Annotated in this window: 25 protein-coding genes; 17 read left to right on the top strand and 8 right to left on the bottom strand. The window is 69.4% G+C overall.

The features are described 5' to 3' along the window. Positions 1 to 32: 32 nt before the first annotated feature. Positions 33 to 707, bottom strand: a complete 675-nt coding sequence (locus tag ABGB19_RS03625) for a fasciclin domain-containing protein (RefSeq protein WP_347684073.1) — start codon at positions 705 to 707, stop codon at positions 33 to 35. Positions 708 to 873: 166 nt separating this feature from the next. On the opposite strand from ABGB19_RS03625, the gene dxr reads away from it, so the two are divergent. The 6 genes from dxr to ABGB19_RS03655 all read left to right on the top strand — a co-directional run bounded on the left by dxr (position 874) and on the right by ABGB19_RS03655 (position 8,131). Next, entirely contained in the window at positions 874 to 2,034 is a 1,161-nt protein-coding gene (gene dxr, locus ABGB19_RS03630; RefSeq protein WP_347684075.1) for a 1-deoxy-D-xylulose-5-phosphate reductoisomerase, read from the top strand. Then, positions 2,031 to 3,257: a M50 family metallopeptidase gene (locus ABGB19_RS03635; RefSeq protein WP_347684077.1), complete on the top strand. Its 1,227-nt coding sequence runs from the start codon at positions 2,031 to 2,033 to the stop codon at positions 3,255 to 3,257. The genes dxr and ABGB19_RS03635 overlap by 4 nt, the downstream gene beginning before the upstream one ends. A gap of 9 nt (positions 3,258 to 3,266) precedes the next feature. After that, a complete protein-coding gene (ispG, locus tag ABGB19_RS03640; RefSeq protein ID WP_347684079.1) occupies positions 3,267 to 4,427 on the top strand; it encodes a flavodoxin-dependent (E)-4-hydroxy-3-methylbut-2-enyl-diphosphate synthase in 1,161 nt (386 codons plus the stop codon). A gap of 46 nt (positions 4,428 to 4,473) precedes the next feature. After that, a complete protein-coding gene (locus ABGB19_RS03645) occupies positions 4,474 to 5,328 on the top strand; it encodes a GNAT family N-acetyltransferase (protein WP_347684081.1) in 855 nt (284 codons plus the stop codon). A 35-nt stretch (positions 5,329 to 5,363) separates the two neighbouring features. Beyond that, positions 5,364 to 6,023: a GNAT family N-acetyltransferase gene (locus tag ABGB19_RS03650; RefSeq protein ID WP_347684083.1), complete on the top strand. Its 660-nt coding sequence runs from the start codon at positions 5,364 to 5,366 to the stop codon at positions 6,021 to 6,023. Positions 6,024 to 6,328: 305 nt separating this feature from the next. After that, entirely contained in the window at positions 6,329 to 8,131 is a 1,803-nt protein-coding gene (locus ABGB19_RS03655) for a penicillin-binding transpeptidase domain-containing protein (protein ID WP_347684085.1), read from the top strand. A gap of 4 nt (positions 8,132 to 8,135) precedes the next feature. Here ABGB19_RS03655 and ABGB19_RS03660 read toward each other — a convergent pair whose 3' ends face one another. Both ABGB19_RS03660 and ABGB19_RS03665 read right to left on the bottom strand, forming a co-directional pair. Further along, positions 8,136 to 9,317: a sulfotransferase gene (locus ABGB19_RS03660; RefSeq protein WP_347684087.1), complete on the bottom strand. Its 1,182-nt coding sequence runs from the start codon at positions 9,315 to 9,317 to the stop codon at positions 8,136 to 8,138. Further along, on the bottom strand, positions 9,314 to 10,345 hold the full coding sequence (locus tag ABGB19_RS03665) for a DUF1214 domain-containing protein (RefSeq protein ID WP_347684708.1): 1,032 nt from the start codon (positions 10,343 to 10,345) through the stop codon (positions 9,314 to 9,316). Before ABGB19_RS03665 ends, ABGB19_RS03660 begins: the two co-directional genes overlap by 4 nt. An 82-nt stretch (positions 10,346 to 10,427) precedes the next feature. Here ABGB19_RS03665 and ABGB19_RS03670 point away from each other — a divergent pair, with 82 nt between their 5' ends. Beyond that, positions 10,428 to 11,030: a TetR family transcriptional regulator gene (locus ABGB19_RS03670; protein WP_347684089.1), complete on the top strand. Its 603-nt coding sequence runs from the start codon at positions 10,428 to 10,430 to the stop codon at positions 11,028 to 11,030. A 27-nt stretch (positions 11,031 to 11,057) separates the two neighbouring features. Next, the gene (locus tag ABGB19_RS03675; protein ID WP_347684091.1) at positions 11,058 to 11,651 is read left to right on the top strand and encodes a DUF1707 domain-containing protein; all 594 of its coding nucleotides are present in this window, start codon (positions 11,058 to 11,060) and stop codon (positions 11,649 to 11,651) included. Here the strand turns inward: ABGB19_RS03675 and ABGB19_RS03680 are convergent. After that, entirely contained in the window at positions 11,633 to 12,079 is a 447-nt protein-coding gene (locus ABGB19_RS03680; protein WP_347684093.1) for a nuclear transport factor 2 family protein, read from the bottom strand. The genes ABGB19_RS03675 and ABGB19_RS03680 overlap by 19 nt on opposite strands. A 41-nt stretch (positions 12,080 to 12,120) precedes the next feature. On the opposite strand from ABGB19_RS03680, the gene map reads away from it, so the two are divergent. From map to ABGB19_RS03700, 4 genes are all read left to right on the top strand, one after another. Beyond that, positions 12,121 to 12,978 (top strand): type I methionyl aminopeptidase, encoded by an 858-nt coding sequence (gene map, locus ABGB19_RS03685; protein WP_347684095.1) that lies wholly within the window; start codon positions 12,121 to 12,123, stop codon positions 12,976 to 12,978. 10 nt (positions 12,979 to 12,988) lie between these two features. Further along, a complete protein-coding gene (locus ABGB19_RS03690) occupies positions 12,989 to 14,473 on the top strand; it encodes a cobyric acid synthase (RefSeq protein ID WP_347684097.1) in 1,485 nt (494 codons plus the stop codon). A 35-nt stretch (positions 14,474 to 14,508) separates the two neighbouring features. Then, positions 14,509 to 15,135 carry a hypothetical protein gene (locus ABGB19_RS03695; protein WP_347684710.1) on the top strand — a complete coding sequence of 209 codons (627 nt, stop codon included), beginning with the start codon at positions 14,509 to 14,511 and terminating at the stop codon, positions 15,133 to 15,135. Between the two features lie 64 nt (positions 15,136 to 15,199). After that, positions 15,200 to 15,763, top strand: a complete 564-nt coding sequence (locus ABGB19_RS03700; protein ID WP_347684099.1) for an alpha/beta hydrolase — start codon at positions 15,200 to 15,202, stop codon at positions 15,761 to 15,763. A gap of 14 nt (positions 15,764 to 15,777) precedes the next feature. On the opposite strand, the gene ngg is transcribed toward ABGB19_RS03700, so the two are convergent. Genes ngg through ABGB19_RS03715 form a run of 3 tightly spaced genes read right to left on the bottom strand, consistent with a single transcriptional unit; the run spans position 15,778 to position 19,829 of the window. Next, positions 15,778 to 17,559 carry an N-acetylglutaminylglutamine synthetase gene (gene ngg, locus ABGB19_RS03705; RefSeq protein WP_347684101.1) on the bottom strand — a complete coding sequence of 594 codons (1,782 nt, stop codon included), beginning with the start codon at positions 17,557 to 17,559 and terminating at the stop codon, positions 15,778 to 15,780. Then, entirely contained in the window at positions 17,556 to 19,361 is a 1,806-nt protein-coding gene (locus ABGB19_RS03710) for an N-acetylglutaminylglutamine amidotransferase (RefSeq protein ID WP_347684103.1), read from the bottom strand. The genes ngg and ABGB19_RS03710 overlap by 4 nt, the downstream gene beginning before the upstream one ends. A gap of 57 nt (positions 19,362 to 19,418) precedes the next feature. Then, positions 19,419 to 19,829: a DUF6463 family protein gene (locus tag ABGB19_RS03715; RefSeq protein WP_347684105.1), complete on the bottom strand. Its 411-nt coding sequence runs from the start codon at positions 19,827 to 19,829 to the stop codon at positions 19,419 to 19,421. Positions 19,830 to 19,887: 58 nt separating this feature from the next. On the opposite strand from ABGB19_RS03715, the gene ABGB19_RS03720 reads away from it, so the two are divergent. Then, complete coding sequence (locus tag ABGB19_RS03720; protein ID WP_347684107.1) at positions 19,888 to 20,484, top strand: TetR/AcrR family transcriptional regulator; 597 nt, start codon at positions 19,888 to 19,890, stop codon at positions 20,482 to 20,484. Between the two features lies 1 nt (position 20,485). Here the strand turns inward: ABGB19_RS03720 and ABGB19_RS03725 are convergent, their stop codons facing one another. Then, positions 20,486 to 22,018 carry an amino acid permease gene (locus ABGB19_RS03725; protein WP_347684109.1) on the bottom strand — a complete coding sequence of 511 codons (1,533 nt, stop codon included), beginning with the start codon at positions 22,016 to 22,018 and terminating at the stop codon, positions 20,486 to 20,488. 186 nt (positions 22,019 to 22,204) lie between these two features. On the opposite strand from ABGB19_RS03725, the gene ABGB19_RS03730 reads away from it, so the two are divergent. The 4 genes from ABGB19_RS03730 to ABGB19_RS03745 are packed head-to-tail and all read left to right on the top strand — an operon-like array spanning position 22,205 to position 26,473. Beyond that, positions 22,205 to 23,584: a glutamine synthetase family protein gene (locus ABGB19_RS03730; protein ID WP_347684111.1), complete on the top strand. Its 1,380-nt coding sequence runs from the start codon at positions 22,205 to 22,207 to the stop codon at positions 23,582 to 23,584. After that, positions 23,571 to 24,335 (top strand): gamma-glutamyl-gamma-aminobutyrate hydrolase family protein, encoded by a 765-nt coding sequence (locus ABGB19_RS03735; protein WP_347684113.1) that lies wholly within the window; start codon positions 23,571 to 23,573, stop codon positions 24,333 to 24,335. Before ABGB19_RS03730 ends, ABGB19_RS03735 begins: the two co-directional genes overlap by 14 nt. Further along, positions 24,332 to 25,699 carry an aldehyde dehydrogenase family protein gene (locus ABGB19_RS03740; protein ID WP_347684115.1) on the top strand — a complete coding sequence of 456 codons (1,368 nt, stop codon included), beginning with the start codon at positions 24,332 to 24,334 and terminating at the stop codon, positions 25,697 to 25,699. The genes ABGB19_RS03735 and ABGB19_RS03740 overlap by 4 nt, the downstream gene beginning before the upstream one ends. Beyond that, positions 25,700 to 26,473 carry a 3-oxoacyl-ACP reductase gene (locus ABGB19_RS03745; protein WP_347684117.1) on the top strand — a complete coding sequence of 258 codons (774 nt, stop codon included), beginning with the start codon at positions 25,700 to 25,702 and terminating at the stop codon, positions 26,471 to 26,473.

Genomic DNA, 26,473 nt, shown 5'->3' on the forward strand with positions numbered 1-26,473 from the left:
ACGATCCCGCGCCAGCTCGCTGGCGAAATGGCCTAGGAGGCGGCCGGGGGCATCAGGACGGTGTCGATCATGTACACCGTCGCGTTGGCGGTCGACACACCGCCGCACACCACGCCGGCGTCGTTGACCTTCAGGGTGTCGCCCTCACCGGAGACGGTGACGTTCGCGCCCTGCACGGTCTCGTGGTCGCCGGGCACCTGAGCCGGGCTGGCCTGCCCCGGCACCACGTGGTAGGTGAGGATGCTGGTCAGCAGCTCGGAGTCGGTCTTGAGCGTCTCGATGGTGGCCGGGTCGATCTTGCCGAAGGCCTCATCGGTCGGCGCGAACACGGTGAACTCGCCGCCGTTGAGTGTCTCGACGAGGTTGACGTTCGGATTGAGCTGCCCGGACAGCGCCTGGGTCAGCGTCTTGAGCATCGGGTTGTTCGACGCGGCGACGGTCACCGGGTCCTGCGCCATGCCGGTCACCGAGCCGGGGCCGGACGGAACCTGCTCGGCATAGGCCGCGCAGCCGGGGCCCACCAGGTTGGCAGCGGGGTCGGCCATCGCGGTGGTCGACGTCGTCGACGGCGTGGTCGTCGCCGCGCTGGAGCTGGTGGTCTCCGCCGCCGAGGTCGAGCTGTCGTTCGAGCACGCCGAGACGGTCAGGATCGCGGCCGCGGCGAGGCTGGCCGCGGTGATCACCTTGCGGTATTCGGTCTTCGTCACTCTTGTCGCTCCTTTGTGGGGGACGGGACCTGCGCCCGCCCGGTGCACTGACATCAGGGATTCGGACCGGTACGCCGCCCGGATGAAATGCGTCACATTCGCGTCACAACTGAGATGGGCCGGTCCGGTCGGCGGCTTACCGCCCGCGAGGCGGCACAATGGATCGGTGAGTGCAAGACGTCGCGTGCTGATCCTCGGCAGCACCGGATCGATCGGCACGCAGGCGCTCGAGGTCATCGCCGCCAATCCGGATCGGTTCGAGGTCGTCGGCCTGGCCGCGGGTGGGGCCAACGCCGAACTGCTGGCCCGCCAGCGTGCCGCCACCGGCGTCACCGAGGTCGCCGTCGCGTCCGAGGAGGCCGCCTCCCGGATCGGCGACGTCACCTATTGCGGCCCCGACGCGGTGACGGAGCTCGTCGAGAACACCGAGGCCGACGTCGTGCTCAACGCGCTGGTGGGGGCGTTGGGCCTCGAGCCGACGCTCGCAGCGCTCGCGACCGGCGCCCGCCTGGCGCTGGCCAACAAGGAATCGCTGGTCGCCGGGGGTCCGCTGGTGCTCAAGGCCGCCGCGCCCGGTCAGATCGTGCCCGTGGACTCCGAACATTCGGCGATGGCGCAGTGCCTGCGCGGCGGCACGGCAGACGAGGTCGCCAAGATCGTGCTGACCGCCTCCGGCGGCCCGTTCCGCGGCTGGACCGCCGAGGAGCTGGAATCGGCGACCCCGCAGCAGGCCGGTGCGCACCCGACCTGGTCGATGGGGCCGATGAACACGCTGAACTCGGCCTCGCTGGTGAACAAGGGGCTGGAACTGATCGAGACCCACCTGCTGTTCGGCGTGCCCTACGACCGCATCGAGGTCGTCGTGCACCCCCAGTCGATCGTGCACTCGATGGTGACCTTCACCGACGGCTCGACGCTGGCCCAGGCCAGCCCCCCGGACATGAAGCTGCCCATCGCGCTGGCGCTGGGCTGGCCGGAGCGGATCGCCGGCGCCGCGCAGGCGTGCGACTTCTCCACCGCGTCGACGTGGGATTTCGAGCCGCTCGACGACGAGGTGTTCCCCGCTGTCGAGCTCGCGCGTAGTGCCGGCGAGGCGGGTGGTTGTCTGACCGCGGTGTACAACGCCGCCAACGAGGAGGCCGCGGCGGCGTTCCTCGCCGGCCGAATCCGATTCCCCGCGATCGTGCGGACGATCGCCGACGTGCTGCGCGCTGCGGACCAGTGGGCGGCCGAACCAGCTACCGTGGAGGAAGTACTTGACGCCCAGCAGTGGGCGCGTGACCGCGCGAAGCGCGCGGTCGAGCGGGAGGTAGTCACCACCAAATGATGTGGGTCATCGGCGTCGTGCTGTTCGCGCTGGCCATCCTGGTGTCGGTGGCGTTGCACGAGTGCGGGCACATGTGGGTGGCGCGCGCCACCGGGATGAAGGTGCGCCGTTACTTCGTCGGCTTCGGCCCGACGCTGTGGTCGACGTGGCGCACCAACAAGACCACGGGCGATCGGACCGAGTACGGCGTCAAGGCGGTCCCGCTGGGCGGCTTCTGCGACATCGCGGGCATGACGTCGGTGGAGGATCTCGCACCTGACGAGCACGACCGCGCGATGTACAAGCAGAAGACGTGGAAGCGCGCCGCGGTGCTGGCCGCCGGCCCCGGCATGAACTTCGCGATCGGCCTGCTGCTGATCTACGGCATCGCGGTGATGTGGGGCCTGCCCAACCTGCATCCGCCCACCACCGCGATCGTCGGCGAGACCTCGTGTGTGAAAGCCGAAGTGGCCCAAGGCCAGTTGGGCGGTTGTCTGGCGCCGTCACCGGCCGCCGCAGCGGGCATCGAGGCCGGCGACACCGTCGTCAAGGTCGGCGACACCGCGGTGGCCAACTTCGACGAGATGGTCACCGCCATCCGCAAGCTCGACGGGCCGACGCGGTTCACCGTGCAGCGCGACGGCGGCGAGTTCACCACCGTCGTCGACGTCGTCCCGGCCCAGCGCTGGGTCGCCAGCGGCGACACGGAGAAGCCGGAGCCGGTCGGCACGGTCGGCATTTCCGCGGCGCAGTTCGGGCCGACGCAGTACAACCCGCTGTCCGCGGCCCCCGCGACGGTCGCGTTCACCGGTGACCTGGCCGTCGAACTGGGCAAGTCGCTGGCGAAGATCCCGACCAAGATGGGCGCGCTGGTGCGGTCGATCGGCGGTGAGGAACGGGATCCGGAGACGCCGATCAGCGTCGTCGGGGCCAGCATCATCGGCGGCGACGCCGTGGATGCCGGATTGTGGGTCGCGTTCTGGTTCTTCCTGGCCCAGCTGAACTTCGTGCTCGGTGCGATCAACCTCGTCCCGCTGCTGCCGTTCGACGGCGGCCACATCGCGATCGCCTTCTTCGAGAAGATCCGCAATATGATCAGGTCGGCGCGCGGCATGGTGGCCGCGGCACCGGTCAACTACCTCAAGCTGATGCCCGCCACCTACGTGATCCTGCTGGTGGTGATCGGCTACATGGCGGTGACCGTGACCGCCGACTTCATCAACCCGATCAGACCTTTCCAGTAGGAGAATCCGATGGCCACCGGCCAACAAATCGGCTTGGGCATGCCGGCACCTCCCGCGCCCGTGCTCGCGCCGCGGCGCAAGACCCGCCAGCTTATGGTCGGCGACGTCGGGGTCGGCAGCGACCATCCGATCGCGGTGCAGTCGATGTGCACCACCAAGACCCACGACATCAACTCGACGCTGCAGCAGATCGCCGAGTTGACCGCGTCGGGCTGCGACATCGTGCGCGTCGCGTGCCCGCGGCAGGAGGACGCCGACGCGCTGCCCGCGATCGCGAAGAAGTCGCAGATCCCGGTGATCGCCGACATCCACTTCCAGCCCAAGTACATCTTCGCCGCGATCGACGCCGGCTGCGCCGCGGTGCGCGTCAACCCGGGCAACATCAAGGAGTTCGACGGCCGGGTCGCCGAGGTCGCCAAAGCCGCTGGGGCCGCGGGTATCCCGATCCGCATCGGCGTCAACGCCGGATCGCTCGACAAGCGCTTCCTGGAGAAGCACGGCAAGGCCACCCCCGAGGCGCTCGTCGACTCGGCGCTGTGGGAGGCGTCGCTGTTCGAGGAGCACGGCTTCGGCGACATCAAGATCAGCGTCAAGCACAACGACCCCGTCGTCATGGTCGCCGCCTACGAGCAACTGGCCGCGCAGTGCGACTACCCGCTGCACCTCGGCGTGACCGAGGCGGGCCCGGCGTTCCAGGGCACCATCAAGTCCGCCGTCGCGTTCGGGGCGCTGCTGAGCAAGGGCATCGGCGACACCATCCGGGTGTCGCTGTCGGCGCCCCCCGCCGAAGAGGTGAAGGTGGGCAACCAGATCCTCGAGTCGCTGAACCTGCGGCCGCGCGGCCTGGAGATCGTGTCGTGCCCGTCGTGCGGGCGCGCCCAGGTCGACGTCTACACATTGGCCAACGAAGTGACCGCCGGCCTGGAGGGTATGGAGGTGCCGCTGCGGGTGGCGGTGATGGGCTGCGTCGTCAACGGTCCCGGCGAGGCGCGCGAGGCCGACCTCGGCGTCGCCTCCGGCAACGGCAAGGGCCAGATCTTCGTCAAGGGCGAGGTGATCAAGACCGTGCCCGAGGCGCAGATCGTCGAGACGCTGATCGAAGAGGCCCTGCGAATCGCGCAGGAGCGTGGAACAGATGCGAGCGGTTCGCCGGTTGTGACCGTAAGCTGACTGTGATCCCTGGCACTGGTTTCGGCGTCGGTTAGAAAGAGTTTGCATGTCGGCTCCGCCGCTGTTCCGTCTCGTCGACGAGCGACGGGTCTCCGTGGTGCGCGACGTCGAAGCCGTGATGCGGGTGCTCGACGAGGATCCCGTGGGGTCGTGCATGGTCGCCTGCCGGGTGGCAGAGCACGGTGTCGAACCGTCGGCGATCGGCGGGGAGTTGTGGACGCGGCGGCGGGCGACCGAGTCGCTGTGCTACGCCGGCGCCAACCTGATCCCACTGCGCGGCGAGGCCGCCGATCTGAACGCGTTCGCCGACAAGGCGATGAGCACCGCGCGGCGCTGCTCGTCGTTGGTGGGCCGCGCCGAACTGGTGCTGCCGATGTGGCGGCGCCTCGAACACGCCTGGGGTACCGCGCGCGACGTGCGTGAGGATCAGCCGCTGATGGCGTTGAGCACCGCGCCGCAGTGCGCCACCGACCCGAGTGTGCGGCAGGTCCGCGCCGACGAACTCGACGCCTACCTGGTCGCGTCCATCGACATGTTCATCGGTGAGGTCGGCATCGACCCGCGGCTCGGCGACGGCGGCCGCGGGTACCGGCGCCGGGTTGCCGGGCTGATCGCGGCGGGCCGCGCGTGGGCCCGCTTCGAGCGCGGTCGGGTGGTGTTCAAGGCCGAGGTCGGGTCGCAGTCGCCGGCCGTCGGGCAGATCCAGGGCGTCTGGGTGCATCCCGACTGGCGCGGGCGCGGCCTCGGCACCGCGGGCACCGCAACGCTGGCGTCGGCCGTGGTCCGCTCCGGGCGCACCGCGAGCCTGTACGTCAACGACTTCAACACCGTCGCGCGGGCCACCTACGCGCGCGTCGGGTTCCAACAGGTGGGCACCTTCGCCACCGTTCTGCTCGACTGATCGTCTCAGTTCGTCGGCTGGCCTACGCTTCGGTCATGGCCGACGACGACCGCACGATCGCCCGCAGGGAAATCGCCGACACATTGGTTCGTGCCCTCGAACGACGGCACGAACTCCTCGACGTCGTGGTGGATTCGGAGGATTACGACGAGGCGATCGAGGCGATCGCGGGCATGCTCGGCGCCTCGGCGATGGCCGCAGAAGCGGTGTTGCGGTTGTCCTTCGACCGGCTGACCAAGGTGGCGCGGCGCCGGATCGCCGCCGAACTCGAGGACCTGAACAACCAGCTGAGCTTCACCATGGGCGAGCCTGCGCAGTCGGCCGACGCCATGGTGCTGCGGCCCTTCACCCCCGAGGCGGACCGGGACATCTTCGCCGCGCGCACCGACGACGTGCGTGAGGCGGGCGACGGCTCGGGCGCCCCGGCGGGCGATCTGGACGACGAGATCCGCGCCGGGCTGAGCAGGGTCGACGCCGAGGAGGCGGCCTGGCTGGTGGCGGTGCAGGGCCCGAACAAGGTCGGCATGGTCTTCGGTGACCTGATCGGCGGTGAGGTCAACGTGCGGATCTGGATCCATCCGGACCATCGCAAGCGGGGCTACGGCACGGCGGCGTTGCGTAAGTCTCGTTCGGAGATGGCGGCGTACTTCCCGGCCGCGCCGTTGGTGGTGCGGGCGCCGGCGGCTGGGCCATAGGGCCGGATCGCACGGGCGCCGATTCTGCACCAGGGCTCTTCGCGGGCCGCTTCACACAGAACGCTGCGCGAGCGCGTCGCGGCATGCGCTGGCGGTCTTGACGGGTTGATCGCGTGCAGCGGGTGCAGGCAATCAACCCGTCAAGCCGTCCGATACCCAAGCCGTCCGATACCCAAGCCGTCCGATACCCAAGCCGTCCGATACCCAAGCCGTCCGATACCCAAGCCGTCCGATACCGCGACGCCGACGCAGGACTCGGTGCGCCTCCGCCGCATTCGGGTCTCGAGTTCGTAACATCTGCCTCAATGGCAACTTCAGCATCACGGGTGGCGAGCCTGCTGACGGTCGGGGCGGTCGTCGTCGGCCTGAACGCGTGCACACCGAAACCCGCCGGGCCCGAGCCGACCGCCGAGAACTTCTTCGCCGCGCTGGCTACCGGCGACACCGCCGGAGCCGCGGAGCTCAGTGACCGGCCCGCCGAAGCGAGGCAGGCGCTCAACGAGGCGTGGGCCGGGCTGCAGGCCACCCATCTCGACACGCAGATCGTCGGCTCCAAGTACGCCCAGGACACCGGCAGCATCACCTACCGCTACACCTGGCACCTGCCCAAGGACCGGACCTGGACCTACGACGGGCAGCTGAACATGGTGCGCGACGAGGGCCGCTGGGAGGTGCGGTGGAGCGCCACCGGTCTGCACCCCAGGCTCGGGGAGAACCAGACCTTCGCGCTGCGCGCCGACTCCCCGCCGCGCGCGTCGGTGATCGAACGCGGCGGCAGTGAGGTGCTCAAGCCGGGCTACCGCTACAGCTATGCGCTGGACGCCTCGGCGGCCGGCGGTGCGCTGATGCCGACGGCGCGTGCGGTCGTCGATGCCCTGCGGCCGTTCGACAACACGCTGGACCCGCAGCGCCTGGCCGAGCAGGCGAGCGCTTCGAAGCAACCGCTGTACCTCATCACGCTGCGCCAGTCGGACCACGACCGGTTGGCGGCGCTCGGCGCGCAGCCCGGCGTGGTGGTCACCCCGCAGGCCGAAATGCTGCCCACCGACGAGGCTTTCGCGCCGGCAATCATCACCGAGGTGAAGAAGGCGGTGGTCGACGAACTCGACGGCCGGGCCGGCTGGCGGGTCGTCACCGTCAACCAGAACGGCGTCGACGTCGACGTGCTCAACGAGGTGCCGGGGGCGCCAGCACCGTCGGTGAAGATCAGCCTCGACCGGACGGTGCAGACCGCTGCGCAGCACGCGGTCAACTTCACCGGCAAGAAGGCGATGATCGTGGTGGTCAAGCCGTCGACGGGGGAGATCCTCGCCGTGGCGCAGAACGCCTCGGCCGACTCGGAGGGCCTGATCGCCACCACCGGCCTGTATCCGCCGGGGTCGACCTTCAAGATGGTCACCGCGGGCGCGGCCATCGAGCGCGACATGGCCACGCCGAACACGCTGCTGCCCTGCCCGGGCACCATGGACATCGGCCATCGCACGGTGCCGAACTACGGCGGCTTCGACCTGGGCACGGTGCCGATGTCGCGGGCGTTCGCCAGTTCCTGCAACACGACGTTCGCCGAGCTGGCCAGCCGGATGCCGCCGCGCGGCCTGACCACGGCCGCGGCCAAATACGGCATCGGAACGGACTACGACATCGAGGGGCTGACGACGGTGACCGGGTCGGTGCCGCCGACGGTCGACCTGGCCGAGCGCACCGAGGACGGGTTCGGCCAGGGCAAGGTGCTGGCCAGCCCGTTCGGCATGGCCCTGGCCGCTGCGACCGTCGCTGCGGGGAAAACCCCTGTCCCGCAACTCATCCAGGGCAGGCAGACGGTGATCAACGGGGACCAGACCCCGATCAGCCCGAAGATCCTCGACGGGCTGCGGCCGATGATGCGACTGGTGGTGACCAACGGCACCGCCGAGGATCTGCAAGGCGCGGGCGACGTGCGGGGCAAGACCGGTGAGGCGGAGTTCGCGGGCGGATCGCATTCGTGGTTCGCCGGATATCGCGGTGACATGGCGTTCGCCGCGCTGATCGTCGGCGGCGGGTCATCGGAGTACGCGGTGCGGATGCTCAAGGGGATGCTCGACGGACTGCCCCCGGGTTACTCTGCCTGAGTAGCTATTTCAGTGGTTCGCTGGGAACGCCGTAGCGCTCCTGGTAGTCGCTGACCTGCTCGCGCAGAATTCCGGCGTCGAGTCCGGTGTCGGCCCACGTGTACCGTCCGCCGCCGTCACCGGGGTGGGCGGCCAGGAAGTCCCGCATCCGTTGCTCGGCGACCGGCGTGAGCTCCCGGTCCAGCCGGGCATACAGTCGGCGGATCGTCGCGAACGGGTCGCCGATGAAATCGGCGAACTGCACGTCGATCACCTGATCCGCGGGCAGCTTCTCGCGCAGCGCCATTCCCCGCTGCAGGCCCACGGTGATCTCTTCGCACGACTGCTGCGCGCATTCGGCCACGCTCGTCTGGTCCGAGGCCATCCGGCGCAGGTGGCTGGTCAACGCGCTGACCGACGCGATGACGTTGAGCGGGTCGCGGTGCGTCTGCACGATCTTCGCGTCCGGATACTGCGCCACCAGGTCGTCGAGGTGCCAGAGATGTGCGGGCGACTTCAGCAGCCACTGGCCGGGTACGCCGGACTGCAAGTGCTGCAAGAAGATCCGATGATAGCCGTATGCCGGCCGGTGGTCGGCCTCGTACAACAGCCACTTGTAATAGCTGGGCAACCGGTACTGCACCGAGAAGATCATGCTGCAGAACTGCCCGGCGGTGATGCGCACGCATTCCTGGCCGACCAGGGCGCCCATCGGGTGAAATGCCATCAGGCCCGGGACGATCTGCTCGCTCATCTCGAGAGTCGCCTGCGTCTCGGCGATCCGCGGATCGGTGTCGTAGGTGTCGGGTCGCGGCACCGGAAGCGGCGCATCGACTTCCCATGTCAGCGGGGGACGCAGCGACGGGTCCTGCGCGAGCAGGTCGAACAGGATCGTGGTGCCGGTGCGGGGTTGACCGACGATGAAGATCGGCCGTTCGATGCGCTCGGCGGCGACGTCCGGATGGCTCTTGCGCCAATCGACGATACGCAGCCGGTTCGTCAGGGCGCGCACCACGTCGAGCGCGGCGATCTCCACGCCCAACTCGGTGAGCCGGGCTTCGTGCACGAAACCCTCAAGCAACCTGTCCATTCCGTCGCGCCAGGTCCCTGCGCCCGCGAACTGGTCGTCGCCGAAGTCCTCACATCCGGCCGACTCGCACGCCTGCGCGATCAACTCGGACGGCCGGAACCGTTCACCGGCACTCACCGCGGGGCACCGCGGCGCACGCTGACGCCGACATCGGGCGCATCGGGGTTGTCCAGCCAGCGCAACACCACGAAGCCCCGGTGCCGCCCGCCGGTGTCCAGCCAGTGTCCGTGGCCGAAATCCTTCGCGCCGATCGCGATTCGCACAATGCCATCGGCGCCGGGTGCGACGCCCTTGTTGGTGACCGAGCTGTGCCTGCGCCGGGGCTCGAGGCATTCGTGCCAGATGTTCTCCAGCGTCACGTTCCAGTAGCGGGTGTCCGGCGGCGCGAACTCGAGGACCAGTGACTCGTCGTCGGCCAGCCTGAAGGTGCCGATCATGTAGAGGTTGTCCGGGGTGGTGTCCGCGGCGCCGAGTTCGGCTGCCTGGGCGGTGACCAGGGTGTTGGGGTTGTCCAAGAGTTCGGGCATGATCGTGCGGTGCAGCGTGGTGAGCTTCACGATCGTCCACGCCATCGCGGTGAACTGTTCGGCCGCGTCGGAATCCGACAGGGCCCGCGGAGGATTCGCGACCAGGGGTTCGATGCGCAGGGTCGCAGGGGCTTCGGTCGCCGCGTCGGCGATGTACTCGCGGACCACGAGCGACGATGCGTCGTCGGGGATGTGCACCCATTGCGCGCCGTCCAACTCGGCCGGCGACGGCTCGGCTGACGAGAACACCAACGCGAATTCGCCTGTGCTGTCGCACTTGAGGTCGGTGTCACTGACGTAGGCGGCCATCCGCCGCGGGGTCATGCCGGTGCCCGCCAGCACCTGGATGCCGAGATACGCGGTCGTGCCGCGCGTTCCGCCGACCCGGTAGGCGAGGTCGCCGCGGATCATGGCGAGCAGGTAGCTGCCGTCCGGGTTGGGCCCGCCGATCAGCCGGGTGGGCGAGCACATGTCGAAGAACCACGGCCGCTCCGTGTCCGTTTCGACCGTCAGTTCGGAGCACAACGCGGTGGCGCGGGCGACGACGCGCAGGCCCTCGATGAGCTCGCGCTCGTTCTCCGCGTCCTCGGTGACGATGCGGGTGAGGTCGCCGAGCATGGTCTGCACGAATGCCCAGGCCTCGATGGCCTTGCCCGGCGTGGAGTTGTCGTTCGTCGCCACGATGAGACAAAGTATCAGTATGGACGGAGTCTCAACCGGCGTTTCCACCGGTCCGTTGAGCGTGCGCAAACGCAGGGCGACCAGGGACCGCATCGCCTCGGCCGCTGCGGCGCTGGTCGCCTCCGATGGTTTGGCCCCCACCACCGTCGAGCAGATCGCTGGCGCGGCCGAGGTGGGCCGTGCCACGTTCTTCCGCTACTTCAACTCCAAGGAGGACGCCGTCGCCGAGGGCCTGACGAAGCACTGGCTCGATCTCATCGCCGCGGCGATCGCGCGTCAGCCCGCGGGCCTGTCCGCCCGTGACGCCGTCGTCGCCGGCTTCACGGAACTGGGCGACGGCTTCGCCGAGATCAGCGGGCAGGTCCGGGAACTGGCGACGCTGACCCGGTCCTCGCCCGCGCTGTCGGCGTGGACGCTGCAGATCTATGTCCGGTCCGAGAACGCGATCGCCGCGCTGGTGGCTCCCCGCTTCGCTGACGCGGCCCCGGACGACCCCAGGCCCCGGCTGCTCGGCGCGGTGGCGATGGCGTCTGTCCGGATCGCACTCGACGACTGGCTGAGCGACGGCGGATCGCTGCCCGACCGGGTGCGCAGCGCGCTGGGTTCACTGGCCGTGGTGTGACGGACCGGCGGTACCGTGGAGGACACCATGACCGGGATCGACGACCACACCGCGATGCGCGTCTCCGACGCCGATCGCAACGGCACGCTGCGGCGGCTGCACAACGCCGTCGCACTGGGTCTGATCGACATCGACGAGTTCGAGGAGCGCTCGGTGGCGGTGTCGCGGGCGCGGCTGCACTCCGACCTCGACGCGCTGGTCGGCGACCTGCCCGGGCCGGGCGCGATCGTCACCTCGGCCGCCGACCGGGTGGAGTTGCGCGGGGTGCTCGGGTCGCTCAAGCGTCAGGGCGAATGGACGGTGCCGACCCGGCTGGCCCTGCACCGGCGGATGGGGTCGGTCGACCTCGACCTGACGAAGGCGCGCTTCGCGGGCCCGATCGTCGTGATCGAACTCGATCTGCGGTTCGGCGGGCTGGACCTGCGGTTGCCCGACGGTGCGAGCGCGTCGATCGACGACGTGGAGGTCAACGTCGGCAGCGCCCGCGACCACCGGCGCGACGCACCGGCCGAAGGCAAGCCGCATGTGATCCTGACGGGCAAGGTGGTGTTCGGCTCGGTGGACATCCGCGGGCCCCGCAAGGCGTGGCTGCGGCGCGGCAGCTACCGCTTGAACAGCTGAGATCCGACGCGGACCAGCCGGTCCCAGCCCGCAGGTCGGGCGACCAGCTTGCCGATCAGCGGTGTCGAGTCGAAGTAGGAAACCCGTTCGGCGATCAACCCGTTGGTGAAGGTGAACCTGTCGAGCGCATCCCAGGCGATCGGTTTGCCGCCGTAGGTTCCGCTCAGCGTGAACTCGATGAACACCTCGTGGGGGCCATGGCCGACCCGGTGCACCTCGGCGTGCAGGTCGGGAACCAGCCCGAACAATCGCGCGAACGACTCCCGGCAGGCCTGCTTGCCCCGCAGCGTGCCCATCATCGGCTGGATCAGCACGATGTCGTCGCTCCACATCGCCTCGTGTTTCGCCAGGTCGGGGGAGCGCCACGTGTCGGCGAACTGCGCGGCGAAGCGGGCGGCGAACGCGGCGTCCACCTCGTCGATCTTCATGGTCGACGAGACTAATCGCCGCCGCCGACTACCCTGGCCACATGCCTGTTCGCACCGCCCTTCGCCCCGGCGTGGTGTCACCGATGCTGCCGGTGCCCCGCTCGATCGCCCGCCCCGAGTACGTGGGCAAGCCGACCGCACGCGAGGGCAACGAGCCGTGGGTGCAGGCACCCGAGGTCATCGAGAAGATGCGGGTGGCAGGCCGCATCGCGGCGGGTGCGCTCGCCGAGGCCGGCAAGGCCGTCGCACCGGGGGTGACCACCGACGAACTCGACCGCATCGCCCACGAGTACATGCTCGACCACGGCGCCTACCCGTCGACGCTGGGCTACAAGGGCTACCCGAAGTCGTGCTGTACCTCGCTGAACGAGGTCATCTGTCACGGCATCCCCGACTCGACGGTCGTCGAGGACGGCGACATCGTCAACATCGACGTCACCGCCTTCATCGACGGGGTGCACGGCGACACGAACGCCACGTTCCTGTCCGGCGATGTCGCCGAGGAGCACCGGCTGCTCGTCGAGCGCACCCACGAGGCCACCATGCGCGCGATCAAGGCCGTCAAACCGGGCCGTCAGCTCTCGGCCGTCGGCCGCGTCATCGAGTCCTACGCGAACCGGTTCGGCTACAACGTCGTTCGCGACTTCACCGGACACGGCATCGGCACCACCTTCCACAACGGCCTGGTGGTACTGCACTACGACCAGCCGGCCGTCGAGACCGTGCTCGAGCCGGGGATGACGTTCACCATCGAGCCGATGATCAACCTCGGCGGGCTGGACTACGAGATCTGGGACGACGGCTGGACCGTCGTCACCAAGGACAAGAAGTGGACCGCGCAGTTCGAGCACACGCTGGTCGTCACCGACGACGGCGCCGAGATCCTCACCCAGCTGTGACGGTAGGGATGTGAGCGGGGCGCTGCTGGTCGCCGGCACCACCTCCGACGCCGGGAAGTCCATGGTGGTCGCCGGGCTGTGCCGGTTGTTGGCGCGCAAGGGCATTCGGGTGGCGCCGTTCAAGGCGCAGAACATGTCCAACAACTCCGCGGTCACCGTCGACGGCGGCGAGATCGGCAGGGCGCAGGCGATGCAGGCGCGCGCGGCGGGGCTGGTCCCGCACACGCGGTTCAACCCGGTCCTGCTCAAGCCGGGCAGCGACCGCACCTCCCAACTGGTGGTGCGTGGCAAGGTCGCAGGAACCGTCGGCGCCGGAGACTACTTCACCCACCGTGACACCCTCGCCGATGTCGTCGCAGGCGAACTCCGCGAACTGCGAAACGAATTCGAAGCGGTGATCTGTGAAGGCGCCGGCTCGCCCGCCGAGATCAACCTGCGCGCAACGGACCTGGCGAACATGGGGCTGGCGCGCGCCGCCGACCTGCCGGTGGTCGTGGTCGGCGACATCGACCGCGGTGGCCTGCTGGCGCACCTGTACGGGACCGTCGCCGTGCTCGACCCCGAGGATCAGCGGCTCATCGCCGGGTTCGTCGTCAACAAGTTCCGCGGTGACCCGGTGCTGCTGGAACCCGGGCTGACCCGGCTCGAGGACCTCACCGGGCGGCCCACGTACGGCGTCATTCCCCACACCGACGGGCTGTGGCTCGACACCGAGGATTCGGTGTCGGTGCTGGCGCACCGCGTCGTCGGCGACCCGCAGCCGCCGCGCAGAGCGGAGTGGTTGCGCGTCGCGGCCGTCCGGCTGCCGCGCATATCCAACTCGACAGACGTCGAGGCGCTGGCGTGCGAACCCGGTGTGCTGGTGCGCTGGGTGTCCGACCCCGCCGACGTCGCCGATGCCGACGTGGTCGTCATCCCGGGCAGCAAGTCGACCGTCGCCGACCTGGACTGGCTGCGCCGCAGCGGTCTCGCCGACGCGGTCGTCGGGCACGCGGCGCGGGGCAAGTCGGTGCTGGGCGTGTGTGGGGGCTTCCAGATGCTGTGCACGCGGATCGATGATCCGGTCGAGTCGCGAGCGGGGACGGTGGACGGGCTGGGCCTGCTCGATGCGGACATCGTGTTCGCTCCGGACAAAACCCTGGTACACCACGACGAGCCGGTGCACGGCTACGAGATCCACCACGGGCGCGTGGCCCGAGCCTCCGACGCGGCCTGGCTGGGCGATGGGATTCGCCGCGGGGCGGTGTACGGGTCGCACTGGCACGGGCTGCTCGACAACGACGGCGTGCGCCGCGAGTGGCTCACCGAGGCCGCCGCGGCTGCGGGCCGTGACTTTCTCGTCGCCGACGACGTCGACGTGCGGGCCCGGCGAGACGCGCAGCTCGACGTGATGGCCGACCTGCTCACCAGCCACCTCGATGTCGACGCGGTGCTCGCGCTGCTCACCGACGGCGCGCCGGACCGGCCGACCGTCGTGCGGGGGGTGGCCCGGTGAGGTGGCGACCAGCCGCGGCACTGATCGCCGCCGCGATGCTCACCGGCTGCGCCACCACGGTCGCGGGCAGCCCGACGTGGCCCGGCGTCCGCCTCGAGAAGGCGGTGCTGAGCGCCGCCGACTTCCCGCCGGACGCACAGTACGACCGCATCGTGCGCGGGCCCAGCGAGGCCGACGCCCTGCTGGGCGAGCCGCCCCCTGCGATGCTGTCGAAACCCAAGGGCTGCTCGGACGGGCTCACCCGCGACATCGCCGACTCCGCCGAGCGCGGTCCCGGCAGCGCCGCCGAGTACGTCGTCGGCTACGACGGCGGCCGCATCGTGATAACCGTGCTGACGTGGCACCTCGACCTCGAGCAGCTGGCCGCCACAGCCGAGCGGTGCGCGCAGTTCGAGGTGTTCTTCGACCCGTCGAGCCCCGGCATCCCGATGAAGACCACGAGGATCGGGACGGCACGACCGGACGCGCTCGTCTACGAACAGACCATGCGGCTCGGCGGCGTCGACAACAGCGTCTACTTCTCGTTCGAGAACGTCGGCACCATGGCGGTGTACGGCATCGCGCTGCCGGTGCCGAACCCCTCGATACCCGCCAAAGCCACGCTGCCGCAAACGTTTTTGGACATTGCGGCCAGACAGGCGGAGCGTGCGGAGACGCTGTGACGGTCCTGGTTAGCGCTCAGCGAAAACCGCTGCGTCGAGGGGTTGCCCGCGCTACCGTGACCGAATGCCTTCCACCATGGTCAGCGTCGACGGCTTGAACGTGCCCGTCGACGTGGCCGGGCCCGACAAGGGCTCGGTCGTGGTGGTGCTCGGCGCGGCTCACCAGTCGCCCGCGGCGTACGACGCGGTCTGTCAGCGGCTGCACACCGCGTCGCTGCGCACGGTCGTCGTGGGGCCCGATCCACGGTTGACCGCCAAGACGGTGGTCGGCATCCTCGACGCGCTCGACGTGAAATGGGCGCTGCTGGTGGGCGATCGCATCGGCGGGGAGCTGGCCTGGGAGTTGGCCGCCACCCGGCTCGACCGGTTCATCGGGCTGGTGGTCATCGACCGGGGACACCCCCGGGTCGCCGACCTGACCGGCGTCATCCGCGACGAGCACTGCCCGCCGGTGGAGATGAACACGACCGCGCTGGTCAGCACGCCCGCCTCCCGCGCGGTGGCCAGGGCCAGCCAGCGCTACGTGTACGGCGACTACCGGCTGGTCGAGCTGCTGGGCAGGCGCAACGCCCAGGAGTCCACCGCGCAGCTGGCGGCCGAGATCGTGTTGCGGACCAGCACCTGGTAGCCCCCGTCGCGCGGCTACTCAGCAGCCTCTTCCGGCGTCCAGGCCTGCGGCAACGCCGGGCTGCCCGGGAACAGGTAGTCGATGAACGCCTTGGCCGTCGGCTGCGGCTCGTGGTTGGCCAGGCCGGGCCGCTCGTTGGCCTCGATGAACACGTAGTCCGACCCGGTGACGTCGGGAACCAGCAGGTCGATGCCGGTCACCGGGATGCCGATGGCGTCGGCGGCCTTGACCGCGACCTCGCACAGGTGCGGGTTGACCTTGGCGGTCACGTCGTGGATGGTGCCGCCCTGGTGCAGGTTGGCGGTTCGACGCACCCGGAGCCGCTCGCCCTCGGGTAACACGTCGTCGAAGGACCAGCCGGCCTCGGCGACGGTCGCCTCGGTGACGGCGTCGATCGGAATGCGCGATTCGCCGCCGGTCGCCGCGGCCCGGCGCCGGCTCTGCGCCTCGATGAGCTCGCGGATGGTGTGGTGGCCGGTGCCGACGACCTCGGCGGGCTTGCGCAGCGCGGCGGCTACCACCTTGCCGTCGATCACCACCAGACGCAGGTCGTCACCGTCGGCCCGCTGCTCGATGAGCACGTTGGGGTGTTCCTCGCGGGCGCGCGCCAGCGCGGCGTCCAATTCATCGGGGCCGTTCACCCCGACGGTGATGCCCTTGCCCTGCTCGCCGCGGGTCGGCTTGACCACGACGTCGCCGACCTCCTCGAGAAACGCGTGGTCCTTCTCGTCGAACGTCGCCAGCCGGCCCTTGGGCACCGCGATGCCCTTCTCGGACACCAGCCGCCGGGTCAGGCGCTTGTCGTCGCAGCGCGCCATCGCCACCGCGGAGGTGTACTCCGACAACGACTCTCGCGTGATGACGCTGCGCCCTCCGTGTGACAGCCGCATCTCGCCGGCCCCGGCGTCGAGCACCTCCACCCAGATGCCGCGGCGCATGGCCTCGTCGGCGATGATCCGCGCGTACGGGTTCAGGTCGTCGATGGTCTCGGGCGGGTGGGTGAACAGCGGCTCGTTGATCGCGTTCTTGCGCTTGACGGCCATGACGGGCACGCGTTCGAAGCCGAGCTTCTCGTAGAGCCCGATCGCCGCGACGTTGTCGTGGCTGACCGACAGGTCCATGTAGGAGCGGCCGCGGCCGCGGTACAGCGCGGCCAGCGCGCGGGTCAGCGCCGCACCGACTCCGGGCAGGCTGGTGGTCGGATCGACCGCCAGTGTCCACAGGCTCGAGCCGTCCTCGGGGTCGTTGAACAACCGCTTGTGGTCGACGCCGGTGACGGTGCCCACCACCGAGCCGTCGTCGTCGCGCACTGCCACCAGGTAGTCGACCGCGTCGTTGTCGCAGTGGTTGTCCCACAACACCTCGACGGGCGCGGGCACCATCCCGCAGCGCACGTAGACGCGGTTGATGTCGTCGGTGTCGTCGGCGCTGGTGAGCGGGCGCACCGAGAAGCCGGTGGCCGACCGACCCGCTGCGTCGTCGTCGGAGAACCGCAGCCGGTAGGTGTGACTGGGGTCGATGAACAGTTCGGCGGGGGCCAGCGCGACCAGCACGTGCGGCTCGCGGGCGTAGATGCAGATGTCGCGTCGGCCGAGCCCTTCGTGGCGCAGCACCTCGGCGAGCTTCTCGGGGTCGGCGAAGGTCTGCCCGAAAATCAAACGGCCCCAACCCATTTCGACGACAACATCATCGGCCATCTTGTCGACCAGGTGCTGGGGGGACGCGTCGTGCAGCCCGAGGGTGATCGCCTCGGTGTGGTCGGCGTCGGGGTTGCGGGACTCGGGGTTCAGAGTCATGCGGCGGGCCCGGTGATGCCGTGGCGCTGCAGCCACAGTTCGAGCAGGGCGAGTTGCCACAGCTCGTTGCCGCGCAGTGGGGTCAGTCGGTTGTTGGGGTCGGCGAGCAGTCGCTCGACGGCCTCGGGCCGGAACAGGTCGCGTTCCTTGGCGGCGGGCGCAGACAGCGCGTCGCGTACCAGATCCAGGTACGGGCCTTCGAGATGGGTGAGCGCAGGCACCGGGAAGTAGCCCTTCGGCCGGTCGATGACCTCGGCGGGGATGACCTTGCGCGCGGCCTGCTTGAGTACGCCCTTGCCCTCGTGAGCGATCTTCAGCTCGGGCGGGCAGGTGGCGGCCAGTTCGACGAGCTCGTGGTCGAGGAACGGCACCCGGCCCTCGAGGCCCCACGCCATGGTCATGTTGTCGACGCGCTTGACCGGGTCGTCGACGAGCATGACGGTGGTGTCGAGCCGCAGGGCGCGGTCGATGCCGGTGGCGGCGCCGTCGCGCGCGAAGTGTTCGGTGACGAACCGCTGGCTGGGGTCATCGGGCGTGAGGTACGCCGGGGACACGAGCGCCTCGTAGCCCGAGCGGTCCCGGTCGAAGAACGCCCTGCGGTAGCTGGCCACCGAACCGTCGACCGAGACGGCGTCCGGGGCGCCCATCGGGGGATACCAGTGGTAGCCGGCGAACACCTCGTCGGCGCCCTGCCCGGACTGCACCACCTTGACGTGCTTGGCGACTTCCTGGCTGAGCAGATAGAACGCCACACAGTCGTGGCTGACCATCGGCTCGCTCATGGCGCCGATCGCGCCGTCGAGTGCGGGCAGCATCCGCTCGGTGCCGATGCGGATCTGGTGGTGATCGGTGCCGAAGCGCTCGGCGATGATGTCGGAGTACTTGAACTCGTCGCCCTTGACGCCGCCCACCGATTCGAACCCGATGGAGAAGGTCGCCAGCCCGTGCTGGCCCGCCTCGGCCAGCAGCCCGACGATCAGGCTGGAGTCGACACCGCCCGACAGCAGGCAGCCGACCGGGACGTCGGCGACCAGACGGCGGTCGACGGCGACCCGCAGCGAGTCGAGAACCGCGTCCTCCCAATCTTGTTCGGACCAGTCGGCCCGGTCGGCGCGGCGGCTGAAGTCGGGCTCCCAGTACGTCGTGGTGATGCACCGGCCGTCCGGTTCGATCGCGACGAGCGAGCCGGGCGGCACCTTGGTGACGCCGCGCAGGATCGTGCGCGGCGCGGGCACCACCGAGTGGAAGGTCATGTAGTGGTGCAGCGCGACGGAGTCGATGCGGGTGTCGACCTCCCCGCCGGCCAGCAGCGCCGGGAGCGACGAGGCGAACCGGATCCGCTTGGCCGTCTGCGTCAGATACAGCGGCTTGATGCCGAGCCGGTCGCGGCCGAGCAGCACGCGGCCGCTGTCGCGTTCGACGATCGCGAACGCGAACATGCCGAAGAGGCGCTCGACGAACCGGTCGCCCCAGTGGTGATAGGCCTTGAGGAGCACCTCGGTGTCGCTGTGGGAGAAGAACCGGTAGCCCTGTTCGGACAGCTCGCGGCGCAACTGCTTGTAGTTGTAGATGCAGCCGTTCCACGCCACAGCCAACCCCAGTTCGGGGTCGACCATGGGCTGACCGCCCGCTTCGGACAGATCGATGATCTTTAGGCGACGATGCCCGAGCGCGACCCTGCCCTGTGACCACACGCCCGCCGAGTCGGGACCCCGCGGCGTCATCGCCTCGGCCATCGCCGAGACGGCTGCCACGTCAGGTGTCAGACCGTCGAGCCGCACCTCGCCGGTGGCTCCACACACGGGTTCGACATTACCCCGGTTGACGACGCCGAAACCCGTCGGCGGTGTGAGCTCGCTCTAATCCGCGACCGTCCTGGGCGCCCGACGCCGCAGGTAGGTGGCGGCCAGGCCCTCGGCCAGCAACAGCCAGAATCCGGACACCGGCATGAGGGCGGCGCCCAGTGCGCCCATCACCGTCATGCCCGGGCCCACCGCGGGCGCGATCGGCTCGCCGGTGGTGGCGGACCGGCGGATGCTCGCCCCCAGCGTGATGAACGCCAGGCCGCCCATCAGGAACCAGAATGCGGCGTGGCGGCGCTCGCCGTCGACGGTACCGAGCCGCGCGTCGGAGGCCGAGTTGAGCAACCCGTCGCGCGCCATGCCCGCGAGCTGTCTGCGGTACAGGTAGCCGCCCAGCAGGTTGTGCAGCACGCCGGTGGTGATCACCGCGTCGCCGAGCCGCCGTGTTGGCGTCATCGTGGTCGTCATGTCGAACCTCCGAACTCCATACGCCCCCGTATGGACTCCCATACGGTACCGTGTGGCGATGGCAAGTGGAAGGGCGTCGGCCCCGAATCGCGGTGTGACGGTGCACACCTGGACGCAGGCGGCGCTGGCGGCGTTGCGGCGCGGTGGACCAGCGGCGGTCCGAGTCGAGGCGATCGCCCGCACGCTCGGCGTCTCGAAGGGTTCGTTCTACTGGCACTTCACCGACCGGAAGGCGTTGGTGGAGGCCGTGATCGCCGAGTGGGAGGCGCAGAGCACCGCGGCGATCATCGCCGAGTCCGAGCGCGGTGCCACCGCCGACGAGAAGCTGCGGCGCCTGCTCGCGACGGTGTCGACGACCTTCGACCGCGCGCAGCCGCCCGGGGAGCTGCTGCTGTACCTGCAGGCCGAGCAGGAGGGCGTGACGGCGTCGGTGGAGCGGGTGGTCGGCCGCCGGCTGGACTACGTCACCGACCTGCTCGTCGAGCTCGGTGCGGACCGGCGCGAGGCTCGCCGACGGGCGACGCTGGCGCTGACCGTGACGGTCGGCATGCACCAGCTGCACATCGGCGCCCCCGGCGTGATGGCCCGGCCCGGGCTGTCGCGCAACGCGTTCGCCGAGACGCTGTACCGCGCGCTGACGGGCCGGCCCGGCTGAGTCAGTCGGTGTGGCCCTTGAGGATCTCGTCCTCGATGGTGCCGCCGAGACCCTCTGCCTCCGGGTCGTACCCGTGCAGGCCGCCGGTCACCGCGTACTCCTCCTCGGGCGAGAGCACCAGTCGGTGGCGGGTGTAGAGCCCGAACACCAGCAGGCCGATGACGTAGAAGACGATGATGGCGATGACCGCGGTCTGATAGTCCGGGTTCAACAGCACACCGACGAAGGCCAGCGCGGCGATGATCAGCGCTACGATCGCACCCGCGTTGCCCGTCGGGCTGACCCACGGCCGCCGCGCGTTGGGGAACTTGCGGCGCAGCAGCACGAAGGAGATCATCTGCAGCCCGTAGGCCAGCACCGCGCCCCAGACCGCGACGTAGAGCACCACGTCTCCGGCGCCCTCGTTGACGTTGACGATGAGCAGTGCGACGAACCCGATCACCGCGCCGGTGATCAGTGCGACGTACGGCGTCTGCCGAGAGCCCGTGAGCGACAGCGGCTTCGGGTAGTAGCCGGCCCGGCTCAGTGAAAACATATTGCGGGCGTAGGCGTACATGATGCCCTGCAGGCTCGCTAGCAGGCCGATCAGTGCGAACGCCGAGAGCACCGCCGCCCAGCCGGCGGGCAGGAACGCGCGGAAGCCGTCGAGCAGTGGTTCGTCGGACGAGCCGAGCGCCTCGGCGCCGGTCACCGCGGGGTTGAGGAAGAACACGATCGACCCGGTGGCGACGAGCGTGATCAGGCCCCAGATACCGGCCCTGGGGATGTCCTTGCTCGGGTTGTGCGATTCCTCGGCGGCCAGCGGGAGTTCCTCGATGCCGAGGAAGAACCAGATCGCGAACGGCAGGGCGTAGAGGATGCCGAGGACGCCGAACGGAAGGAACGTGCTGGAACCCGCCGCGTTCGGGTCCGCCGCGATGTCGAACAGCTTCGAGAAGTCGATGGCGCCGTTGGCGACGGCCATCACGGCGAACAGCACCAGGATGCCGATGGAGATGACCGCAACGGTGATCGCGAACTTGAACGACACCTCCGCGCCCACCGCGTTCAACCCGACGAAGATGGCGTACAGGATGATCCACCACACCCAGCTCGGCATCGACAATCCGAACAGTTCGGTGGTCACCGCGTCGGCGTAGCTGGCCGAGAAGTAGACGATCACCGCGGTGGTGAAGACGTATTCGATGGTCTCGGCGAACCCGGTGACGAAGCCGCCCCACGGGCCCATCGCCGCTCGCGCAAAGGAATACGCGCCGCCGGTGTGCGGCATCGCGGCGGCCATCTCGCCGATGGAGAACAACATGCCGAAGTACATGACGATGATCACGACCGACGCGATCGCCAGGCCGCCCCAGCCTGCCTCGCCGATGCCGAAGTTCCAGCCGGAGAAGTCGCCGGAGATGACCGCGGCGACCCCGATGCCCCACAGCCCCCAGAAGCCCGCGGTGCGCAGCAGCTTGCGCTTCTCGAAGTACTCGGCGCCGGCCTGCTGGTAGGTGACGCCTCCCGAGGACTTCTTCTTCTCGTCGGCCATTGGCGTTCGCTCCTTCTTGCAGTTGTGAGGCATACGGAGAATAGACTGGCCAAAGGTCTGGCGTCCTACCTTTGGCGGTGACGATTGTGTAAAAGACTTGGGTGAACACCGGGCTCGACAACCGTCAATGGTTGACTACTCGTCAATCTCGCGTCGTCTCCACCATCGAGGAAGGAACCCCAGCGAATGAGCACCTCGTCGGGCATGGTGTCGCAGGCCGACCTCGAGCGCATGGTCGCCGCCGGTGACATCGACACGGTGATCGTCGCGTTCTGCGACATGCAGGGCAGGCTGACCGGCAAGCGGGTCTCGGCCCGGCTGTTCGTCGAGGACGTCGCCGAGCACGGCGCGGAGTGCTGCAACTACCTGCTCGCCGTCGACGTGGACATGAACACCGTTGACGGGTACGCGATCTCAAGCTGGGAAACCGGCTATGGCGACATGGTGATGACACCGGACTTCAGCACCCTGCGGGTGCTCCCGTGGTTGCCCGGCACGGCACTGGTGATGGCCGACCTGTCGTGGGATTCGGAGGGGCCCGACGTCCGCCCTGTTCGCCAGGCGCCGCGCAGCATCCTCAACCGCCAGATCGACCGGCTGGCCGAGCGCGGGCTGGTGCCCTACGTCGGCACCGAGCTCGAGTTCATGGTGTTCGACGACGGCTACCGCGACGCGTGGGCGAAGGGCTACCGCGGGTTGACGCCGGCCTCCGACTACAACGTCGACTACGCGATCCACGCCGGAACCCGGATGGAACCGCTGCTGCGGGACATCCGGCGCGGCATGACCGGGGCGGGCATGTACTGCGAAGGCGTCAAGGGCGAGTGCAACCTCGGCCAGCAGGAGATCGCGTTCCGCTACGACCATGCGCGGGTCACCTGCGACAACCACACCATCTACAAGAACGGTGCCAAGGAGATCGCCGACCAGCACGGCAAGAGCCTGACGTTCATGGCGAAATTCGATGAGCGCGAAGGCAACAGCTGCCACATCCACATCTCGCTGCGCGGTGACGACGGGTCGGCCGTCTTCGCCGATGCCGAGGATCCGCTGGGGATGTCGCCGATGTTCCGCAGCTTCGTCGCCGGACAGCTGGCGACGCTGCGCGAGCTGACGCTCTTCTATGCGCCGAACATCAACTCCTACAAGCGGTTTGTCGACGGCAGCTTCGCGCCCACCGCGATCGCGTGGGGCATGGACAACCGCACCTGCGCGCTGCGCGTCGTCGGGCACGGCCACGGCATGCGCATGGAGTGCCGGACGCCCGGCGGCGACGTCAACCAGTACCTGGCCGTTGCCGCGCTGATCGCCGGCGGGTTGCACGGTATCGACGAGGAACTCGACCTGCCGGAAGCGCTGGAGGGCAACGCGTACACCAGTGGCGCCGAACGGCTTCCGACGACGCTAGGCGAGGCCGTCACGCTCTTCGACAAGTCCGAGGTGGCCCGCGCGGCGTTCGGCGACGACGTCGTCGAGCACTACCTCAACAACGCCCGCGTCGAACTGGCCGCGTTCAACTCCGCGATCACCGACTGGGAGAGGACGCGGGGTTTTGAACGGCTCTGACGTGCGGCCGGTGCTCGGGCTCACGACGTATCTGCAGCAGGCCCAGACCGGGGTGTGGGATGTGCGCGCCAGCTTCCTGCCCGCCATCTACTTCGAGGGTGTGGAGCTGGCGGGTGGCATCTCGGTGCTGCTGCCGCCGCAACCGGTCGACGGCCAGATCGCCGACCGGGTGCTCGACGGCATCGACGGGCTGATCCTCACCGGCGGCCGGGACGTCGCGCCCGCCTGCTACGGCCAGGACCCGCACCCGGCCACCGACGAGCCCACCGAGGACAACCGCCGCCGTGACGCGTTCGAGTTCGCGCTGGTGCGCGGCGCGCTGCGGCGGACCCTGCCGGTGCTGGGCATCTGCCGCGGCGCCCAGGTGCTCAACGTCGCGATGGGCGGCACGCTGCACCAGCACCTGCCCGACGTCATCGGCCACACCCGCCACCAGCAGGGCAACGCGATGTTCACCACGTCGACGGTGCGCATCGTCGAGGGCACCCGGCTGGCGGGGCTGATCGGCGAATCGTCGGACGCCCAGTGCTATCACCACCAGGCCATCGACACACTGGGCGACGGGCTGATCGTCAGCGCCCGCGACGAGGACGGCGTGATCGAGGCGGTCGAGATCGACCGGGCACGCTACCCGGACACTTGGGTGCTGGCCGTGCAGTGGCATCCCGAGGAACGCCTCGACGATCTGCGGTTGTTCGCGGCGGTCGTCGAGGCGGCGACCGCATACGCGAAGGAGAAGGGACGAGCGTGAACGTATCCGAGGTCATCAATCCCGCGACCGAGGAGATGCTGCGCACGGTCGAGCGGACCGACGAGGACGCCGTCGATGACGCGGTCGCGCGCGCCAGGGTCGCGCAACGGGATTGGGCCCGCCTGGCCCCCGCCGAACGGGCCGCCGCGTTGCGGGCGTTCGCCGCCACCGTGGATGCGCACGTCGACGAGTTGGCCGCGCTCGAGGTCGCCAACTCCGGGCATCCGATCGGCAACGCGAAGTGGGAGGCCGGTCACGTCCGTGACGTGCTGCAGTTCTATTCCGCCACGCCGGAGCGCTTGTCGGGCAAGCAGATTCCGGTCGCCGGCGGACTCGACGTCACGTTCAACGAGCCCCTCGGCGTTGTCGGTGTCATCACCCCGTGGAACTTCCCGATGACCATCGCGTCCTGGGGCTTCGCGCCTGCGCTGGCCGCGGGCAACGCCGTGCTGATCAAACCCGCCGAGTGGACGCCGCTGACCACTCTGCGGCTCGGGGAGCTGGCCGTCGAGGCGGGTATCCCCGCCGACCTGTTCCGTGTGCTGCCGGGTAAGGGCTCGGTGGTCGGGGAGCGGTTCGTCAGCCATCCCGATGTGCGCAAGATCGTGTTCACCGGATCCACGGAGGTCGGCACCCGGGTGATGGCGGGCGCGGCCCGGCAGGTCAAGCGCGTCACGCTCGAACTGGGCGGCAAGAGCGCCAACATCGTGTTCGACGACTGCGACCTCGAGCAGGCGGCGGCCACCGCCCCGTACGGCGTGTTCGACAACGCGGGCCAGGACTGCTGCGCGCGCAGCCGAATCCTGGTGCAGCGCACCGTTTACGACCGATTCATGGAGCTGTTCGAGGCCGCGGTCAAGGGCGTCGTGGTGGGCGATCCGCGGGTCAAGGACACCGAGATGGGTCCGCTGGTGTCGAAAGCACACTGGGACACCGTCGCCTCGTTCGTGCCCGACGACGCCCCGGTGGCCTTCCGCGGTGCCGCGCCGTCCGGACCCGGGTACTGGTTCCCGCCGACGGTGCTCACGCCGCAGCGCACCGACCGCACGGTGCGCGAGGAGATCTTCGGCCCCGTGGTCACGGTGCTGCCCTTCGACGACGAGGCCGACGCGATCACGCTCGCCAACGACACCCCCTACGGGTTGTCCGGCTCGATCTGGACCGACAACCTATCGCGGGCGCTGCGGGTGTCACGGGCGGTGGAATCCGGGAACCTGTCGGTCAATTCGCATTCGTCGGTGCGCTACAACACGCCGTTCGGCGGGTTCAAGCAGTCGGGCCTCGGCCGTGAGCTCGGGCCGGACGCGCCGCTGTCGTTCACCGAGACCAAGAACGTGTTCATCGCTGTGCAGGAGGCACCCTAGATGGATCTGACTCAACGGCTGGCGGGCAAGGTCGCCGTGATCACCGGCGGCGCCAGCGGCATCGGCCTGGCCGCGGCGCGGCGCATGCACGCCGAGGGCGCGACCGTCGTGGTCGGTGACATCGACCCGGCCGCTGGCAAGGAGGTGGCCGACGAACTCGGCGGAACCTTCGTGCCGGTGGACGTCTCCGACGAGGTGGCCGTCGACATGCTCTTCGACACCGCCGCCAAGGCTCACGGATCGGTCGACATCGCGTTCAACAACGCCGGCATCTCGCCGCCCGAGGACGACCTGATCGAGCACACCGGACTCGACGCGTGGCAGCGCGTGCAGGACGTCAACCTCAAGTCGGTCTTCCTGTGCTGCAAGGCGGCGCTGCGCCACATGGTGCCCCAGCAGAAGGGCTCGATCATCAACACCGCTTCCTTTGTCGCGGTGATGGGTTCGGCGACGTCGCAGATCTCCTACACCGCGTCCAAGGGCGGGGTGCTTGCGATGTCGCGCGAACTCGGCGTGCAGTACGCGCGCCAAGGCATCCGCGTCAACGCCCTGTGCCCCGGTCCGGTGAACACGCCCCTGCTGCAGGAGCTGTTCGCCAAGGATCCCGAGCGCGCGGCGCGGCGGCTGGTGCACGTCCCGGTCGGCCGGTTCGCCGAGCCGGAAGAACTCGCCGCCGCGGTCGCCTTCCTGGCCAGCGACGACGCCTCCTTCATCACCGCGTCGTCGTTCCTGGTCGACGGCGGCATCAGCGGCCACTACGTCACGCCGCTGTAG

It is taken from the genome of Mycobacterium sp. B14F4 (assembly GCF_039871645.1).
Classification (GTDB): domain Bacteria; phylum Actinomycetota; class Actinomycetes; order Mycobacteriales; family Mycobacteriaceae; genus Mycobacterium.

What these genes read in the sequence shown, in the direction of transcription:
- ABGB19_RS03635 (WP_347684077.1), top strand. Translation starts at nt 2,031, where the DNA reads ATGATGTGGGTCATCGGCGTCGTGCTGTTCGCGCTGGCCATCCTGGTG.
- ispG (WP_347684079.1), top strand. Translation starts at nt 3,267, where the DNA reads ATGGCCACCGGCCAACAAATCGGCTTGGGCATGCCGGCACCTCCCGCG.
- ABGB19_RS03645 (WP_347684081.1), top strand. Translation starts at nt 4,474, where the DNA reads ATGTCGGCTCCGCCGCTGTTCCGTCTCGTCGACGAGCGACGGGTCTCC.
- ABGB19_RS03650 (WP_347684083.1), top strand. Translation starts at nt 5,364, where the DNA reads ATGGCCGACGACGACCGCACGATCGCCCGCAGGGAAATCGCCGACACA.
- ABGB19_RS03655 (WP_347684085.1), top strand. Translation starts at nt 6,329, where the DNA reads ATGGCAACTTCAGCATCACGGGTGGCGAGCCTGCTGACGGTCGGGGCG.
- ABGB19_RS03665 (WP_347684708.1), bottom strand. Translation starts at nt 10,345, where the DNA reads ATGCTCGGCGACCTCACCCGCATCGTCACCGAGGACGCGGAGAACGAG.
- ABGB19_RS03670 (WP_347684089.1), top strand. Translation starts at nt 10,428, where the DNA reads ATGGACGGAGTCTCAACCGGCGTTTCCACCGGTCCGTTGAGCGTGCGC.
- ABGB19_RS03675 (WP_347684091.1), top strand. Translation starts at nt 11,058, where the DNA reads ATGACCGGGATCGACGACCACACCGCGATGCGCGTCTCCGACGCCGAT.
- ABGB19_RS03680 (WP_347684093.1), bottom strand. Translation starts at nt 12,079, where the DNA reads ATGAAGATCGACGAGGTGGACGCCGCGTTCGCCGCCCGCTTCGCCGCG.
- map (WP_347684095.1), top strand. Translation starts at nt 12,121, where the DNA reads ATGCCTGTTCGCACCGCCCTTCGCCCCGGCGTGGTGTCACCGATGCTG.
- ABGB19_RS03695 (WP_347684710.1), top strand. Translation starts at nt 14,509, where the DNA reads ATGCTCACCGGCTGCGCCACCACGGTCGCGGGCAGCCCGACGTGGCCC.
- ABGB19_RS03700 (WP_347684099.1), top strand. Translation starts at nt 15,200, where the DNA reads ATGCCTTCCACCATGGTCAGCGTCGACGGCTTGAACGTGCCCGTCGAC.
- ngg (WP_347684101.1), bottom strand. Translation starts at nt 17,559, where the DNA reads ATGACTCTGAACCCCGAGTCCCGCAACCCCGACGCCGACCACACCGAG.
- ABGB19_RS03715 (WP_347684105.1), bottom strand. Translation starts at nt 19,829, where the DNA reads ATGACGACCACGATGACGCCAACACGGCGGCTCGGCGACGCGGTGATC.
- ABGB19_RS03720 (WP_347684107.1), top strand. Translation starts at nt 19,888, where the DNA reads ATGGCAAGTGGAAGGGCGTCGGCCCCGAATCGCGGTGTGACGGTGCAC.
- ABGB19_RS03725 (WP_347684109.1), bottom strand. Translation starts at nt 22,018, where the DNA reads ATGGCCGACGAGAAGAAGAAGTCCTCGGGAGGCGTCACCTACCAGCAG.
- ABGB19_RS03730 (WP_347684111.1), top strand. Translation starts at nt 22,205, where the DNA reads ATGAGCACCTCGTCGGGCATGGTGTCGCAGGCCGACCTCGAGCGCATG.
- ABGB19_RS03745 (WP_347684117.1), top strand. Translation starts at nt 25,700, where the DNA reads ATGGATCTGACTCAACGGCTGGCGGGCAAGGTCGCCGTGATCACCGGC.